At 72.2% G+C, this 14,871-nt stretch carries 13 protein-coding genes and 1 pseudogene; 5 read left to right on the top strand and 9 right to left on the bottom strand.

Annotated features, from left to right (window positions below; translation table 11 throughout):
* Positions 1 to 96 precede the first annotated feature (96 nt).
* On the bottom strand, positions 97 to 2,562 hold the full coding sequence (locus ACIQUT_RS30665; protein ID WP_403567606.1) for a CehA/McbA family metallohydrolase: 2,466 nt from the start codon (positions 2,560 to 2,562) through the stop codon (positions 97 to 99).
* Positions 2,563 to 2,652: 90 nt separating this feature from the next.
* Complete coding sequence (locus ACIQUT_RS30660) at positions 2,653 to 3,444, bottom strand: SDR family NAD(P)-dependent oxidoreductase (protein WP_403567604.1); 792 nt, start codon at positions 3,442 to 3,444, stop codon at positions 2,653 to 2,655.
* A gap of 203 nt (positions 3,445 to 3,647) precedes the next feature.
* Between ACIQUT_RS30660 and ACIQUT_RS30655 the strand changes: the two genes are divergently transcribed.
* The gene (locus ACIQUT_RS30655; protein ID WP_403567602.1) at positions 3,648 to 4,265 is read left to right on the top strand and encodes a TetR/AcrR family transcriptional regulator; all 618 of its coding nucleotides are present in this window, start codon (positions 3,648 to 3,650) and stop codon (positions 4,263 to 4,265) included.
* Positions 4,266 to 4,317: 52 nt separating this feature from the next.
* Here ACIQUT_RS30655 and ACIQUT_RS30650 read toward each other — a convergent pair whose 3' ends face one another.
* Positions 4,318 to 4,548, bottom strand: a complete 231-nt coding sequence (locus ACIQUT_RS30650; RefSeq protein ID WP_403567600.1) for a hypothetical protein — start codon at positions 4,546 to 4,548, stop codon at positions 4,318 to 4,320.
* Between the two features lie 39 nt (positions 4,549 to 4,587).
* Positions 4,588 to 5,121, bottom strand: a complete 534-nt coding sequence (locus ACIQUT_RS30645; protein WP_403567598.1) for an AAA family ATPase — start codon at positions 5,119 to 5,121, stop codon at positions 4,588 to 4,590.
* A 211-nt stretch (positions 5,122 to 5,332) separates the two neighbouring features.
* Between ACIQUT_RS30645 and ACIQUT_RS30640 the strand changes: the two genes are divergently transcribed.
* Positions 5,333 to 5,920 carry a hypothetical protein gene (locus tag ACIQUT_RS30640; protein ID WP_403567596.1) on the top strand — a complete coding sequence of 196 codons (588 nt, stop codon included), beginning with the start codon at positions 5,333 to 5,335 and terminating at the stop codon, positions 5,918 to 5,920.
* Between the two features lie 23 nt (positions 5,921 to 5,943).
* Here the strand turns inward: ACIQUT_RS30640 and ACIQUT_RS30635 are convergent, their stop codons facing one another.
* Positions 5,944 to 6,321 (bottom strand): hypothetical protein, encoded by a 378-nt coding sequence (locus tag ACIQUT_RS30635; protein WP_403567594.1) that lies wholly within the window; start codon positions 6,319 to 6,321, stop codon positions 5,944 to 5,946.
* A 1,416-nt stretch (positions 6,322 to 7,737) separates the two neighbouring features.
* On the opposite strand from ACIQUT_RS30635, the gene ACIQUT_RS30630 reads away from it, so the two are divergent.
* Complete coding sequence (locus tag ACIQUT_RS30630; protein ID WP_403567592.1) at positions 7,738 to 8,349, top strand: lamin tail domain-containing protein; 612 nt, start codon at positions 7,738 to 7,740, stop codon at positions 8,347 to 8,349.
* 90 nt (positions 8,350 to 8,439) lie between these two features.
* Here ACIQUT_RS30630 and cutA read toward each other — a convergent pair whose 3' ends face one another.
* Both cutA and ACIQUT_RS30620 read right to left on the bottom strand, forming a co-directional pair.
* Positions 8,440 to 8,778 carry a divalent-cation tolerance protein CutA gene (gene cutA, locus ACIQUT_RS30625; protein WP_403567590.1) on the bottom strand — a complete coding sequence of 113 codons (339 nt, stop codon included), beginning with the start codon at positions 8,776 to 8,778 and terminating at the stop codon, positions 8,440 to 8,442.
* A gap of 74 nt (positions 8,779 to 8,852) precedes the next feature.
* Positions 8,853 to 9,449, bottom strand: a complete 597-nt coding sequence (locus ACIQUT_RS30620) for a TetR/AcrR family transcriptional regulator (RefSeq protein WP_403567588.1) — start codon at positions 9,447 to 9,449, stop codon at positions 8,853 to 8,855.
* Positions 9,450 to 9,543: 94 nt separating this feature from the next.
* On the opposite strand from ACIQUT_RS30620, the gene ACIQUT_RS30615 reads away from it, so the two are divergent.
* Positions 9,544 to 10,332, top strand: coding sequence for an SDR family NAD(P)-dependent oxidoreductase (locus tag ACIQUT_RS30615; RefSeq protein ID WP_403567586.1), 789 nt, complete (start codon positions 9,544 to 9,546; stop codon positions 10,330 to 10,332).
* Between the two features lie 121 nt (positions 10,333 to 10,453).
* On the opposite strand, the gene ACIQUT_RS30610 is transcribed toward ACIQUT_RS30615, so the two are convergent.
* Positions 10,454 to 11,965 (bottom strand): SulP family inorganic anion transporter, encoded by a 1,512-nt coding sequence (locus ACIQUT_RS30610; RefSeq protein ID WP_403567585.1) that lies wholly within the window; start codon positions 11,963 to 11,965, stop codon positions 10,454 to 10,456.
* Positions 11,966 to 12,000: 35 nt separating this feature from the next.
* Positions 12,001 to 12,621: a carbonic anhydrase gene (locus ACIQUT_RS30605; protein WP_403567583.1), complete on the bottom strand. Its 621-nt coding sequence runs from the start codon at positions 12,619 to 12,621 to the stop codon at positions 12,001 to 12,003.
* A 643-nt stretch (positions 12,622 to 13,264) separates the two neighbouring features.
* On the opposite strand from ACIQUT_RS30605, the pseudogene ACIQUT_RS30600 reads away from it, so the two are divergent.
* Positions 13,265 to 14,871, top strand: a pseudogene (locus ACIQUT_RS30600) (LamG domain-containing protein); the annotation flags it as partial.

The raw sequence follows: 14,871 nt of genomic DNA, 5'->3' as shown, positions 1-14,871 counted from the left end.
CTTGGGGAGCACCCGGCGGTTTCGGGGAGCACCCGGCGGTTTCGGGGGTGGTGGCGCGGTGCCGGGGCGCGCCGGGCCGCGCGCCCCGGCGCCCCCTCAGCCGGCGCTGATGGCTGCGACGTGGGCCGTGCCGTCGCGGAGGGCGGTGATGCGGACCTGGCAGGCGGGGAACGCGTCGCGGCCATTCGGGCCGGGGACCTGGGCGAAGCCGGTCCACGAGCCGTCCGGCCGCCTGGTGTCGTGCCAGACCTTGCCGTCGCGGCCGACGGCGACGACCTGGGCCGAGCCGTCGGGCATGCCCGCGATGCCGACGGCGCTGGCCCCCATGGTGGGAGTGGTCACGCCGCGCGGGGGCCGGAAGCCGGTCCACGTACCGTCGGGGCGGCGCACCTGGTGGTAAACCATGCCGTCGAGTCCGATGGCGAGTACCTGTGAGGACCCGTCCGGCAGCCCGGTGATCGCCAGGGCCGGGCCCGAGAAGGCCGGTGCTCCGTCGTGGCCGGCGAGCCGCCCCCAGCCGGTCCAGCTTCCGTCGGCACGCCGGATGCAGTGGCACATGGCTCCGTCGGTGCCGTAGGCGACGACCTGGGCGGAGCCGTCGGGCATCGCGGCGATCGCCGCCCTCGTCGCGCCCCAGCGGCCTGCCGCCGAGCCGCCGGACACGGCCCGGAAGCGGGTCGGGGTGCCGCCGGCGCCGCACCGCTGGTGGTAGAGCGTGCCGTCCGTGCCGACGGCCACGATCTGGCTGGTGCCGTCGGGGAATCCGGCGATCGCCGCGTCGAGGACGGTGAGGGCGCTCTGACCGTCGGGCCCGGCGAGCCGGCGCCAGGGGCTGACCGTGGTGGATCCCTTGCGGGTCGTCAGCCACAGGCTGCCGTCGGTGCCGAGGCCCAGGGCCTGGACCGTGCCGTCGGGCAGCGCGGCGACGGCCGTCTGGACCCCGGCGAACGACGGTGCGTTCTGCGCGCCGGGCAGGGGCCGCATGCTGCTCCAGGAGCCGTCGGGGGCCCGTTCGGTCGCGAAGAGGGTGCGCTGCTCGACGGCGTACGGAGGCAGGCTCGCAGGGTGGAACCAGATGGGGTTGGTGACGGCCACCAACTGGTCCAGCGTGGTCGAGGCGGGCTTCAGGCGCCGGACTTCGGCGCGGGCGAAGAGGCAGGCCTTGCCCCAGCCGCGCCAGTGCAGCCGGCCCGTTCCGTTGCCGCCGGTCTTCGCCGCGGCCATGATGCCCCACTCGGTGTGGAGCGTGATCACGGCGTCCGGTGCACCGGACACGTCGACCGTGACGTCGACGGTCTCGAAGAAGGACAGGGGCAGCTCCTCGCCCGGGCCGGCCGTCGCGCCGTGGGCGGCGGCGGTGAAGTCCACGGTCACGCCCGCGTGTTCGGCGGCGTACGACCTGCCCCTGCGCAGGGCGTCCAGGATGTCGGTGCGGGACAGGCTTGCGGCGTGGACGACGTTGTGCGGCGTGCCGACGGCGTCGCCGGGGCCGTGGGCATCGCTGTTGCCCAGGCCGGCGATGCGCTTGCCCAGGCAGAGCATGGTGTGCCAGACGCCGATGTTGGCCGCGTCGTCCAGCGTCCAGGGGCCGTTCCACACCTCCAGCGCGTCGACACGGTCGAGCCCGAACTCCCAGAGGGCGCCGGGTCCCGGGGTCATGGGGTGGGCGGCGACGGCCAGCCCGCCGAGGCTGTGGACGCGCCGGACGTGGCGGTCGAGGACTCCGCTGTCGGCGGGCGCGTAGTGCCAGTCCACCCATTCGCCCTGGGGCAGGCCGACCGCCAGCCAGTGGCCGTGCCGGGTGGTCACCTCCTCGGCGTTCAGGACGAGCAGGTCCGTGGGGACGTTGCCCCGCCAGGAGACCCCGGTGGAGCTGGTGTTGTGGTCCGAGGTGGCGATGAAGTCCATGCGGGCGGCGCGGGCGGCCGCGACGAGCTCGTCCACGGTGCGCCCGCCGTCGGAGTGGACGGTGTGGAGGTGGAGGTCTCCGCGGTACCAGCCGCTGCCGCGTCCCGGCACCACCGCGGGCAGGAGGTCGTACGGAGCCTCCGGCAGCGGGTCGCCGTACTCCAGGGTGACGGTGATCTGCCAGTCCATCCCGGCGGGACTGTTCACGATCGGGCCGAGGGCGACCGACCACGTGCCGGCCTGGACGGGGCCGGGGACGTAGCCGGGGGTGGCGTCCGAGCCGGAGAGGGTGAAGTCGCGCCGCGCGCCGCCCGACCAGCCGCGGAAGCCGGTCGGGCCGAACATGCCGAGGTCGAGCACGCCGTCCGCGGAGTCGAAGGCGGCGGAGACGGAGATGCGCCGGACGCCGTCCGGGACGTCGAAGTCGACGGACGCCCACTGGTCGAAGCCGTACGGCGAGTGGCCCCGGTAGGTGGTGGTCACTCCCCGGTCTCCCCGGGGGACCGTATCGGCTCGCGCGAGGGTCGCCGGGACCGTTGCGGCGAGGCCGCCGGCGGCGAGGAGGGTGCCGAGGCGCAGGAGGTCCCGGCGTCCGACCGGGGAGCCGCTGCTGTCGTCGTGGCGTGCTGCGGGGCGCGGGGCTAAGCCGTCCATCGGTCGCCTTTCCGTGCTCGGGTCGGGGTGGGGGGAGCTGTTGGGCGGGACGGTGCGCGGTGCGGCTCGGTGTGGTGTGGTGCGGGGGCGTCAGCGGGTACCGCGCTGGGCGTTGACGATGGCCGCGATGGTGCGCTCGACGCCCATCCGGCCCTGTACCTTCTCGGCGAAGCCGGGGAACTGTCCGGCGATGGCGCTCAGGAGCTTCAACTCGCCGGGAGCCACGTTCACTTCGCACAGGTTGCGTTCGACGGCCCGGATGACGCCGGCGGACACCTGCGCCGGGGAGACCGTACGCATGCCGGCCGGGGGTCTGGCGCCCGTCGCGGCGAACATGCCCGCCTCGCGCACGAATCCGGGCTGGACGAGGGAGACGCCCACGCCCGTGCCGTGCAGGTCCTGGCGGAAGGCGAGGGCGAAGCCGCGCAGGCCGAACTTCGTCGCGTTGTACAGCGAGGACGACCTGCTGGCCGCCTTGCCGGAGATGGATCCGACGAAGGCGATGTGGCCCCGGCGGGCCTCCACCATGCGGGGGGCGAGCAGGCGCGCCAGCAGCACCGGTGCGTGCAGGTTCACGGCGAGCGCGCGTTCGATCTGGGCGGGGGTGTAGTCCAGTACGTCCCCGCTCGACGGCAGCGCCGCGTTGGCGACGAGTACGTCGACATCGGCGCATTCCCGCGCGAGGCGCTCCACGTCGGAGGGGTTCGCCAGGTCCGCGACGACGGCGCGGGCCCCGAACCGGTCGGCGACCGCCTTCAGCGCGTCCTCTCTGCGCCCGGTGAGGACGAGAGCCGCGCCCTTCGCGGCAAGCGCCTCGGCGAGCGCCGTCCCGAGGCCACCGGTGGCTCCGGTCAGCAGAACCGTCGATCCGTTGACACGCATCCGTACCGCCCTCTCATTCGTTCGTTCGAACGAACTGGACCCTAGAGGAGGGGCGTCCGGCGTGTCCATGCCATGGACGTGCCGACATCCGCGCCCAGCATCCGCGCCCGACACTCGCGCCCGGCAGCCGCGCCCGGCAGCCCGGCCCGGCGGTCGACACCCGGCCCGTCAGGCGATCTCCGCAGGGTGCGACCATTGCGGGCATGGAGAAGGCAGCCGACACCCGCCAGAGCATCATCGACGCCGTCCTTCGGATCATCGGCGACGAAGGGATCGCCGCGCTGAGCAACCGGCGGATCGCGAAGGAAGCCCAGGTGTCCTTGGGCTCCGTCACCTACCACTTCGCCACCCAGCACGAGCTGCTCCGCGAAAGCCTGCTCCACTTCGTGGCTCAGGAGACCCGGCACTTCACCGAACTGGCCGAGAACTGCGCCACCGCCGACTGCCTCGACGTCGAAGGGGCGGCCGAACTGGCGGAAACGGTCGCGGGAGGCACCGCCTTCGACAGCCGGCACATCGCACCGTTCGAGCTGTACATCCAGGCCGGGCGCGACGAGCGGCTCCGGGCCGCCGCAGCGGACTGCTTCGCCGCCTACGACAGGCTCGCCCACGGCATCCTGGAGCGCCTCGGCCTGCCGGACCCCCAGCGCCTCGCCGGCGCCGTGGTGGCGCTGGTCTTCGGGCAGCAGCTGCGGCGGCTGGCCACCGGTGCGCCGGCCGAGGAACTCGTGGACACGCTCCTGCTGCTGACCGGAAGCGCGGCCGCCGCGGGCGCGTGCGCCTCCGCCCCGCGCTCCGCACCGGACCCGCACCCCGCCTGACCCGCCCGACCGGCCCGACCGGAACACGGGAGCCATGCGGCGGGGTCGGGGCTCAGCCGAACCAGACGATCAGGCGGACGTTTTCGGCTCCGTGAGCGGCCGCCAGTTCGCGCATCGTCGCCCACACCGGGCTCCAACTGCCGTCCGGCGGGACGAACATCCGGGGTGTGAGGACCTCGACCGGCGTCCAGACCACAGCGTGCAGGGCGAGTTCGCCGGGCAGCGATCCTGGCCGCCCGTCGCGCAGGCGCACCGGCGGAACGCCGGCCTGTTCCGGCAGCACGGCGTGTGCCGCCGGTACTTCCCGCCTCCGGCGTGTCCCTCAGGCACCGACGTGGTCGAGGACGGCCTGGGCGAGCTCCTGCGGCGTCAACTCGCCGTCCAGCAGAACGGTGTCCTGCGGCAGGGCATCCACAGCGGCCACACAGGACGGGATCCTCGACTTGCACCAGGCGCGGACCTGTTCGTCCCTGTCCGGGTCGTCCGGAGTGAAACTGCGGCTGTCGATGCGCTTGAGCAGGACCTCTTCCGGCACGTTCAGGAAGAAGTGGTGAACGTTGGCTCCCGCCTTGTTCAAGGCATCGAATATCTCGCCGAGATAGGCCGGGTTGACCAATGTCATCGGCACGAGCAGCGGCCTCTGATACTCCTCGGCAAGCCCCGCAGCCATGTTCGCGACCTGGCGCCGCCACTGCCGCAGGTCCTGGAAGTCGCCCGTGGGCACCTCGACGATCTCCCGGAGCACGAATCCGATCATTTCCGGGTCGAAGACCAACGCCTCCGACCAGCGCGCACGCAATTCCTCGACCAGCGTGCTCTTTCCACTGCCGAAGGCACCGTTCACCCAGACGATCACAAGCTCTCCCCTCCTGCGTCACCGATGTGCGGCGTGACGAGCACCCCACGGATGTACGTCCATCACCCACGCGCCCAACCCGCTGGTGGTTCCCGGGGAGACGGCAGACCGCTCCCGGGCGTCGCGCACGCCCGTGCGCCGTTGCGCAGGCCGGGGGGTGGCCGGATACTCGGCGTTGCGATTCAGCCAGGTCCATCACCCCGGGGGAACCATGGGCCCACGCCACCGCTCCGCCTCCCTGTCCGCCGTCCTGCTGGCCGCGGCGCTCTCGCTCGCCTCGGTGTCGTGCGAGAAACCCGGGGGCTCGCACGGCAAAGGCACCTCCGGCGAGTCCGGGAAGTCCATCCGCACGCCCTCGGTCGGCCCGAAGTCTCCGAGCGCCTCCCCCTCGGGGTCACCGAAGAAGTCGCCCTCCCCCGGGCAGAACTCCTCGCCGCCGCCACAGATGCACTACCCGGGCAGCGTCCAGGCGCGCTTCGTGGACCCGCCGCCCGACTTCAAGAAGGGCGATATCAGGGTCACCTGCCCGAGCGTCAGGGCTGACCTCACGCTGGAGGCCCATGGCGGGACCGCTGCCTGGAAGGCCGTGGCGGTGGACAAGTACCCCGGCCCGCCGCCTGGTCACGGCACGGGGAAGGTCGTTCCCGGCGTGTCGTTCGAGCCGTCCTCGGGGATCCTGCCGCTGGGACAGCGCCGGGTGGTGCACATGCGGGGCAGCTTCCAACCCACTACGCCCCGCAGGGAGTTCTTCGTCGTCCTGGAAGGGGCCGACCGGTCCGTCCTGCACTTCACCTGCTGAGACCCGCCTCCCCTGCGTGATTGCTATTCCCGCAGCGTGGCGGGTGTAGGCCCCGGAGTGAGTTCGATCCAGCCTTGTACGAGGTCGGGGGAGAAGTTCTGGCCGTTGACCGAGACGCGGAGCTGGTAGATGCGCCTGGCGACGGTCAGCACCTTGATGTACGCGTTCGGGCCCTGGGCCGTGATGGAAACACCGCAGGGGACACCGGTGGGGTATCCGCTGATGACGGAGAAGTCCTGCCAGGTGGGGATGCCACCCGGGGCGGAGGCACGACCGCCGTAGACGCGGCCGCCGATGAGAGCGGCGTGGAAGTCCTCCGAGTTCGAGGGGGAATAGCTGTCGATGTCACTGCACGGGCCGGTCGCCCCCGCCAGTCCTTGAGGCCCAGGAAGACCCTGCAAACCCGCCGGGCCGACCGGACCCGCCGGACCTGCCGGACCCGCCTGGCCCGTCTCACCCGCCGGTCCCCGGGGGCCCTCCGGACCTTGGAGACCCTGAGCGCCCGCCGGCCCTGCCGGGCCCATCTCCCCCGCCTGGCCGGTCTCACCCGTCAGCCCCTGGGGGCCTTCCGGACCCTGTGCACCCGCCTGACCTTGCGGCCCCACCGCTCCCTGGGGGCCTTCCGGCCCGGCCGGGCCGACCTCACCCGCTGCTCCCTGGGGGCCTTCCGGTCCCTGGGCTCCGGCCGGACCCTGTGCACCCGCCTGACCTTGCGGCCCCACCGCTCCCTGCGGGCCTTCCGGACCGGCCGGGCCGACCTCACCCGCCGGCCCGGTGGGCCCGGCCTTGCCCTTGGGCCCGCCGGGGCCTGTGCTGCCCCTGGGGCCACGCGGACCGGTAGGGCCGGTGGGGCCGACAATGCACTTGATCTTGCGATCGGGGTGATCCGACCGGCCTCCCACCACCTCGGCGTCACGCCGGGGCTTGGAGGGCTTGCACGCGTCCCCCTGCGTCGGAACCGTGCCCCTGAGGCCGGCAGCCGGGCTCGGCGTCGCGGCAGCCGCCACGGGATGCACGACCCCGGGCAACGCGAGGGCCAGCGAGGCGAGGCAACCGACGGCCAGTTGGCGCGCCCGGCTGGGCAGCGGCCCCAGGACGCTCCCGGCCACCCTGTCGACAGGACCCATGAACCGCTCCTTGCGCCACCCGGAATTCCGGATCGAATAATGCCCCGAAAGTCATCTCATCCTTCCGGAACGCATCGGCCGTTACCCGACGCCCCGCCCGCGCGTCAGCCCTCCGGCCCAACGGGAACGGCCGCCTGGGGGGCCTGCGGCACCGCTCCACCGTCGCCGCGAGCAGGAGCGTCCGTGCTCCCGTAACCCGGGCGGACATCTTGGGCGTCGAGCCGACCTGTTGGGCGAACCGGCGGACCAGGTGTCCCCGGCTCCAGCCCACTCCCACCGCGATGCGGCCGACCGGAATCGCCCCGGCCGAGCGCCGGCAATCGGCATCCCGAGGAGTGCGGCCGCGGTCAGGACGGGCCGCCGGCTGTTACGGAGGTGCCCACCCGTTCGGTGTACGGCGCACAGCGGTGCAGGGAGCCGGTCGGCGCGGCCGCAGGACGCCGGATGCCGGGCTTGACGCAGGCCCGCCCCGCAGCACCCGCCCGCCCTCGTCAACATGGCGTTGACCGATGCCTCCTACAAGGGAGAGTTACGGAAATGTCCGCATTGGGCAACACGTGTCGCGGATGCGGCGTTTGGCGGTGGATACGGGCCAGAGTGTGGCTCCTCGGCAGAACGCCGGGAACCGCACGACAGTCCCCCGGCGCACTCACGGCCGGACCGGACTGGCCTTTCGAAGGAGTCACCCCCATGTCTGCTTCTTACGCCACGCGCCGTCTTCTCGCCGCAGCACTCGCCGCCGGCGCCCTGATCGGCGCGGCCGCCGTGCCGGCCGCCGCGCACGACGGCGACCGGCGCGACCACCGTGGCCGGTACTCCTCGATCGTCATCGGCGACGTGCAGCACGAGAGCAGCCGAGGCCGCGGCCGCCAGGACCTGAACCGCGAGTGGGTCGAGGTGAGGAACACCGGCCGCCACTCCGTGGAGCTGCGCGGCTTCACCCTCACCGACAGCGACGGCAACCGCTACCGCTTCAACCGCCTCCGCCTCGACGGCCGCTCCAGCGTCAAGGTCCACACGGGCCACGGCCGCGACACCCACCGCGACGTCTACCAGAACCGCCGCCACCAGATCTGGGACGAGAGCGACACCGCGACCCTCCGCGACGACCACGGGAACGTCCTCGACGCCGAGTCCTGGGGCCGCCGCGGACACCGCGACGACCGCAACAACCGCGATGACCGCAGCCACCGGAACGAGCGCAACAACCGCGACGACCGCAGCCACCGGAACGACCGAAACGACCGCGGCGACCGCGGCGACCGCGGCGACCGCAACGAGCGCGGCGACCGCCGCCACTGACCCCGGTCCGCCCGGCAGCCCGCTCTCAGGGCTGCCTTTCACTCCTCGAACGGGGTGCCGCGGGAATTCCCGCGGCACCCCGCACCCATGTCAGGCGCCGCCCCGGGTCTCGGTCTGCGCCCACGCCAGATAGGCCTCCGTAGTGCCCGTCACCGGCAGGACGATCCACTGCGGCACCTCGTAGGGGTGCTGCGCGTGCACCCACTCCCGCAGCTGCTCCACCCGGTCCTCGGCGGTCTTGAAGGAGACCCGGTACTCCCGCTCGTGCTGCACCGCGCCCTCCCACCAGTAGAAGGCGGTCATGCGCGCGTCCACGTGGGCCCCGGCGGACAGCCGGGCCTCCACCGCGCCCCGCGCCAGCTCGTACGCCTTCGACTCGTCGTCCACCGTGGTCTGCACGATCACGATCCGGTTATCGCTGTCGGCCACGCTGCGCCTCCTCGCTCGGCCCCCCGACTCTAACGACGGGCAGCCGCGCCGCGGAGTGCCGCCGTCCGGGCCGGTCACCGGGGCGTGGCTGCGAGGCCGCGCAGCAGGACGTCGAGCGTGAGGTCCGTCGCCTCGGACAGCGACGTGCCCTCCAGGAGGGAAGCGACCGCGAGCGTCGCCAGGCCGTGCAGTGCGGAGAAGGCGACCTGGGCCAGGCGTCCCGGGTCGTCCGCCCGGACGGCGCCCTGCCGCTGCCCTTCGGCGATCAGCTCGGCGGCGATCTCCAGGCTGCGGTGCCCGAGTGCGCGCAGTTCCTCGCTGGAGTCGTCGGAGTGTTTGACGGTGAACATCAGCTCGAGCAGGGGCGCGTGCGCGACGGCGAAGCCCACGTACGCGCGCCCCAGGCCGTCCAGCCGGGCCGGCACGGGGCCGGGGGCCGCGGCCGCGGCACGCAGGCGTTCGTTCAGCCGGGTGAAGCCGTTGACGGCGAGGGCGTCGAGCAGAGCCCGGCGGTCGCGGAAGTGGCGGGCCGGCGCCGCATGGCTGACTCCGAGGTCGCGCGCGAGGGCCCGCAGGGACAGTCCGTCGGCGCCCGAGGCCACGAGGACCTGCTCCGCCCGTTCCAGCAGCGCGGCCCTGAGGTTGCCGTGGTGGTAGGACCCGTCGGCCAAGACAGCCCCTCCTTCCAATGTTGTCATTGACTACAAAGCTGACTCTGCCTACATTCGATTATGGACCAGCCGCCCTGAGAGGGAGTAGTTCGCGATGCCCATGACGTACAAGAACACCGTGGCCCTCGTCACCGGGGCGAGCGCCGGCCTCGGCGTCGAGTTCGCCCGCCAGTGGGCCGAGCGCGGTGCCGACCTCGTACTCACCGCCCGCCGCCTCGACCGCCTGGAGACGCTCGCCGCCGACCTGGAGGACCGGTACGGCGTGAAGGCCCACGTCATCGCCTCGGACCTGGCGCAGCCGGGCGCCGCGACCGCGCTGCGCGACGAGATCGCCGGCCGCGGCCTGACGGTGCAGACGCTGATCAACAATGCCGGCTTCGGCAGCCACGGCCCGGTCGCCGACCAGGATCCCGCGCAGATGGACGAGATGATCAGGCTGAACGTCCTGGCCGTCACCGAGCTCACCCGGGCGTTCCTGCCCGGGCTGGTCGCCGACGGCCGCGGGGCGCTGGTCAACATCGCCAGTGTCGCCGCGTACCAGCCCACCCCGGCCATGGCCGTGTACGGCGCCACGAAGGCCTTCGTCCTGAACTTCACCGAGGCCGTGGCGTACGAGACGCGGGCCTCGTCGCTGCGGGTCCTGGCCGTCTCGCCGGGGCCCGTGAGCACCGAGTTCTTCGATGTCGTCGGCAGCCGTGACGCGGCCGTCGGCCGGATGGCGACGCCCGCACAGGTCGTGACCGCCGCACGGCGGACGCTGGAGCGCCGCTCGGCCCCGCCCAGTGTCGTCGTCGGACTGGGCAACCGCCTCTCCGCGCTCGCCTCGGCCCTGGCGCCCCGGCGTGCGGCGCTGGCGGTGGCCGGGCGCGCCCTCAAGGCCTGACCGGCCCCAGCCGGAGGGGGGAAGCGTGCGGGGGTGGCCCGCGGCCGATCGGCCGCGGGCCAGCCCCGCCCCGCGCGCACGGGCTGTCACTGCACGGGTCGGCGGGGGGTGCCGTCCGGGGTCAGCCCGCGACCCCTGCGGGGGCGGTGGGGCCACCGCCCGTCCCCGCGTATCCGGTCATCCGCACCGGTTCGGTCCCGGCCGGGTTGTGGCGTGCGGCCCAGGCCTCGAGGGCTGCCCTGCAGGCGTGGTCCAGGTGCCGGACGTCCGCCAGGTCGAGCTCGATGGGCTGGTCCTTCGGGAGTTCCTCCAGGGCCTGCAGGATGCGGGGCAGGCGGAGGAAGGTGGCGTTGCCGGAGAGGGTGACCACGATCCGTCCGCCGGTGAGTGCGCGCGTCTCGACGTGGACGTGGGAGGTCTCCCACGCCGACTTCGCCACCGCCAGCATCAGCCCCAGCACCACCCCTTCGAACATGCTGGTCGTGAGGATGGCGACGGCCGTGATCGCGAGGATGGCGAACTCGCCGCGGTGCCCGCGCCACAGCGCGGCGAGCTCCTTGACGGGGATCAGTTTGCAGCCCGCATGGACGAGTACGCCTGCGAGGGCCGCGAGCGGGATGATTCCGATCGCGACCGGGAGCAGCGCGGTGAACATCAGCAGCCACAGTCCGTGGAGGATGCGGGAGGCTTTGGTCTTCGCGCCCGCCTGGACGTTGGCGGAGCTGCGGACGATGACCGCGGTCATCGGCAGGGCTCCGAGTGCGCCGCACACGGTGTTGCCGATGCCCTGGGCGACGAGTTCCTTGTCGTAGTGCGTGCGCGGACCGTCGTGCATCCGGTCGACCGCCGCTGCGCTGAACAGCGATTCCGCCGACGCGATCAGGGTGAAGCCCAGGACGGTGCCGAGTACGGCGGTGCTGCCCAGGGAGGTGAGTTCACCCATGGCGGGCGGCTGGATCGCCTCGACGAGTCCTTGCACCTGCACGCTGGCGACGTCCAGGCCGCCGATCGCCGTGGCGGCCGTGGCGAGGGCCACGGCGGCCAGCGGGGCGGGCACCAGCTGCACTCCGGCGGGCATCCGCTTCCACCCGACGAGGACGGCGATGGTGCCCAGGCCGACCGCGAAGGAGGTGAGCACGGTTCCGCCGGTGGCGATGTCCGCCGCCAGGCCCGCGGTGCCGAGGACCTTCTCCGGGCCCGAACCCGGCTGTTTGACGCCGGCCATCGTGTACAGCTGCCCGAAGACGAGCACGAGTCCGATGCCGGCCAGCATGCCCTGCACGACGGATACGGAGATCGCCCGGAACCAGCGGCCGAACCGCAGCAGGCCGAGCCCGATCTGGAGCATCCCGCTGGCCAGGACGATGGCGCCGAGCATACCGAGGCCGAATTCCCGTACGGCTTCGAAGACGAGCACGGTCAAACCGGCTGCCGGGCCGCTGACCTGCAGGGCGCTCCCGGGCAGGAAGCCCACCACCAGTCCGCCGACGATGCCGGTGATCAGGCCGAGTTCGGCAGGCACGCCCGAGGCCACGGCCACCCCGACGCAGAGCGGCAGGGCCACGAGGAACACCACGAGTGAGGCGAGCACCTCCCGGCGCACGGCGGCGGGGTTCCCGGAAACGGCAAGCATGAGTGACTTTCCTCCTGATTTCATGCCGCGCCGGTTCACAGGACGCCGAACGTCGGAGTGCCGTCTTCGGCCCGGTGCACTCTCACGGAGCCGGTGTGCACCTCGTAGTACCAGGCGTGCAGTCCGAGCCGGCCCGCCTCGACGCCTTCCTTCACGCAGGGGTATCCCCGCAGTGTCTCCAGCTGTGCGAGGGCGTGGGCCTGCACGGCCTCCGCGACGTCGGACGAGTTCTCCGCCAGTGAGCGGACCGCCGCGTCGGGGGGTACGGCCTCGTCCAGCCAGTCGCGGACTGCGGGTACGGAGGAGAGGTCCTCGCCGCGGACCACGGCCCCGATCGCGCCGCAGTGGGAGTGTCCGCAGACGATGACGTCGCGGACGCCGAGCACGCGGACGGCGTATTCGATGGTGGCCGCCTCACCGGTGGGGCGGCCGTCGTCGGGGTAGGCCGGGACGATGTTGCCGGCGGTGCGCAGTTCGAAGAGCTCGCCCGGGCGTGCCCCGGTGATCAGAGCGGGTACGACGCGTGAATCCGAGCAGGTGATGAACAGGGCTTCCGGGGCCTGCCCTGCCTCCAGTGCCTGGAAGTGTTCGGCGTGCCGGGGGTCGGCCACATGAGTGGCCGAAAAGGAACGCGCATGGTCGATCAGTGACTTCATGATGGCCTGCCTCCTGCGCCTGCGCGGCTTCGGGCCGGGGCGCGGTGTGGTCGGGTCGGGGTCGGTCAAGAGGTGTGGACGGGCGTGGCCGATATCCGTCCGTGCCACGCCCTGGGGGCATGCTCCACACCCCGCTGCGGCTCATTCTGGTTCGCAGCCGCAACTCGCACTTTACTATCACATTGCCTAGTGGTGACAGCTTAGTTATTGTCAGAAGCAGTACAAAAAAGGGCACTTGGCTGGACTCCGCACTCCGTTCGAACCATCACCCCTTCCCGGCAGGCAGGTTGCTTCGCACCAGGGATCGAGCCGGAAGCCCGGCATCGACACCTCGGCCGCGGGCGGCGCGCCGACGGCGAAGCGGGCTGAATTCCCGTCAACAGGCCATTTCGACTGCACCTCGTGTCCCAACTTCGTAACGAGACCTCGTCCGCAACCTGCGCCGAAGGCACCCTGTACATCCAACTGCCTTGCATTGCAGCCGATTTGACTGATCATCATTTGCCGTCGGAGGGTAACGTTCAGGCATTCAGGGGGCCGTTCCCGTTTGTCCGGATTCGTCGGCGCGCCCGTCTGGCAGGCTTTCGGCACCCCACTCCTCCGAGCTTGGCCGTCAAGCCGAGTGAACAGCCCTGGGGGGCTTATGCGTAGATCCAGAGGGCTGACTGTCGCCCTCGTTCTGTCACTGGCCGGTGCCGGAACCGGGCTGGGCCTGGTGCTGATGCCCCAGGCGTCCGCCATCACCTCGCCGGTGGCGTTCACCGCCGACAACCTGCCCACCTGGCAGCCGAACGGCATCGTGTGGGCGATGGCCCAGGCGAACGGCACCGTCTTCGCGGGCGGTACCTTCTCGGCGGTCCGCCCGCCCGTGGGCACCGCCGGCACCGAGCAGGAAGCGGTCAACTTCCTGGCGCTCGACGCCTCGACGGGCAAGCCCACCTCGTGCAAGCTCGCGTTCACCATCCGCGAGGGGACCGCGACCGTCCGCACCCTCGTCGTCTCCAAGGACAAGAAGACCCTGTACGCGGGCGGCTCGTTCGGCGCCGTGAACGGCACCCCGGTCTCCAACGTCGCCGCGATCGACATCGAGGGCTGCACACCGAAGGCCTCCTTCCACCCGGGCTTCGCGGCGACCGTGCGCGGGCTCGCCGTCTCCGGCGACACCCTGTACGCGGCCGGGGACTTCAACACCGTCCAGGGCCAGACCCGCCAGAAGTTCGCCGCGGTCGACGCCGGCACGGGTGCGGTCAAGCCCTTCACCGCCAACGCCGACGAGCCGGGCCGCGCCATCGAGCTCACGCCGGACGGCAAGAACGTGCTGCTCGGCGGCGACTTCTTCACCGTCAACGGCGCCAACAGCCACGCCCTCGCCGTGGCGGACGCGACCTCCGGCGCCGTGAAGAAGACCTACGGGAGCGCATTCCACCCCCTGTCGGTGGTCATGGACATCGCCACCGACGAGAACGGCTTCTACACCGGCAACCAGGGCAACGGCGGCGGCGTCTTCGACGGCCGCGCCGCCTTCAACCTGACCGACCTCAACGAGAGGTGGCGCGACCGCTGCCTGGGCGCCACCCAGCAGGTCCTGCCGTACGACGGCGTCCTCTACAGCGCCTCGCACGCGCACAACTGCTCCACCGAGATGGAGTTCCCGGAGGAGGGGAAGCGCCGCTACCTGATGGCGCAGCCCACCCGGCACAAGGACGGTGCCGCCCCGGCACCGGTGGACGGCTTCGTGCGCGGTCCGCGCAAGCTCGGCTGGTTCCCCGCCGTCAACGGCGGTATCGGCGAGGGCGTCGGCCCGCGCGTGATGACCGTCGCGGAGAAGGGCGACACGAAGTACATGTGGGTCGGCGGTGAGTTCACCACTGTCAACGGCGCCGAGCAGCAGGGCCTGGCCCGCTTCGCCTCCACCGGCGACCGCGGCGTGCCGACCACCCCGGTCGCCAGCGCCGGCAGCGTCAAGCCCGGCGAGGCCCAGGTCCGCTGGCGCACCAGCTACGACGCGGACGACGACAAGCTGACGTACCGCATCTACCGCAACGGCTCCGGCACCCCGGTCCACACGATGACCGCCGCGTCGCTGGAGTTCGAGCGGCCGCAGGCCTCCTGGACCGACACCACCGTCAAGGCCGGCCAGTCCTACACCTACCGGGTCACCGCCACCGACGCCGCCGGCAACACCAGCGCCCTGTCGGCCACCGCCTCCGTGACCGTCCCGAGCACGCCGCAGGCCTACCCGGCCCAGGT

Origin of the sequence: Streptomyces sp. NPDC090445 (genome assembly GCF_044769385.1) — a bacterium.
GTDB lineage: Bacteria > Actinomycetota > Actinomycetes > Streptomycetales > Streptomycetaceae > Streptomyces.
This window is presented reverse-complemented; position numbering and strand designations above follow the sequence as displayed.

What these genes read in the sequence shown, in the direction of transcription:
- ACIQUT_RS30660 (WP_403567604.1), bottom strand. Translation starts at nt 3,444, where the DNA reads ATGCGTGTCAACGGATCGACGGTTCTGCTGACCGGAGCCACCGGTGGC.
- ACIQUT_RS30640 (WP_403567596.1), top strand. Translation starts at nt 5,333, where the DNA reads ATGGGCCCACGCCACCGCTCCGCCTCCCTGTCCGCCGTCCTGCTGGCC.
- ACIQUT_RS30610 (WP_403567585.1), bottom strand. Translation starts at nt 11,965, where the DNA reads ATGCTTGCCGTTTCCGGGAACCCCGCCGCCGTGCGCCGGGAGGTGCTC.
- ACIQUT_RS30615 (WP_403567586.1), top strand. Translation starts at nt 9,544, where the DNA reads ATGCCCATGACGTACAAGAACACCGTGGCCCTCGTCACCGGGGCGAGC.
- ACIQUT_RS30630 (WP_403567592.1), top strand. Translation starts at nt 7,738, where the DNA reads ATGTCTGCTTCTTACGCCACGCGCCGTCTTCTCGCCGCAGCACTCGCC.
- ACIQUT_RS30605 (WP_403567583.1), bottom strand. Translation starts at nt 12,621, where the DNA reads ATGAAGTCACTGATCGACCATGCGCGTTCCTTTTCGGCCACTCATGTG.
- ACIQUT_RS30665 (WP_403567606.1), bottom strand. Translation starts at nt 2,562, where the DNA reads ATGGACGGCTTAGCCCCGCGCCCCGCAGCACGCCACGACGACAGCAGC.
- ACIQUT_RS30655 (WP_403567602.1), top strand. Translation starts at nt 3,648, where the DNA reads ATGGAGAAGGCAGCCGACACCCGCCAGAGCATCATCGACGCCGTCCTT.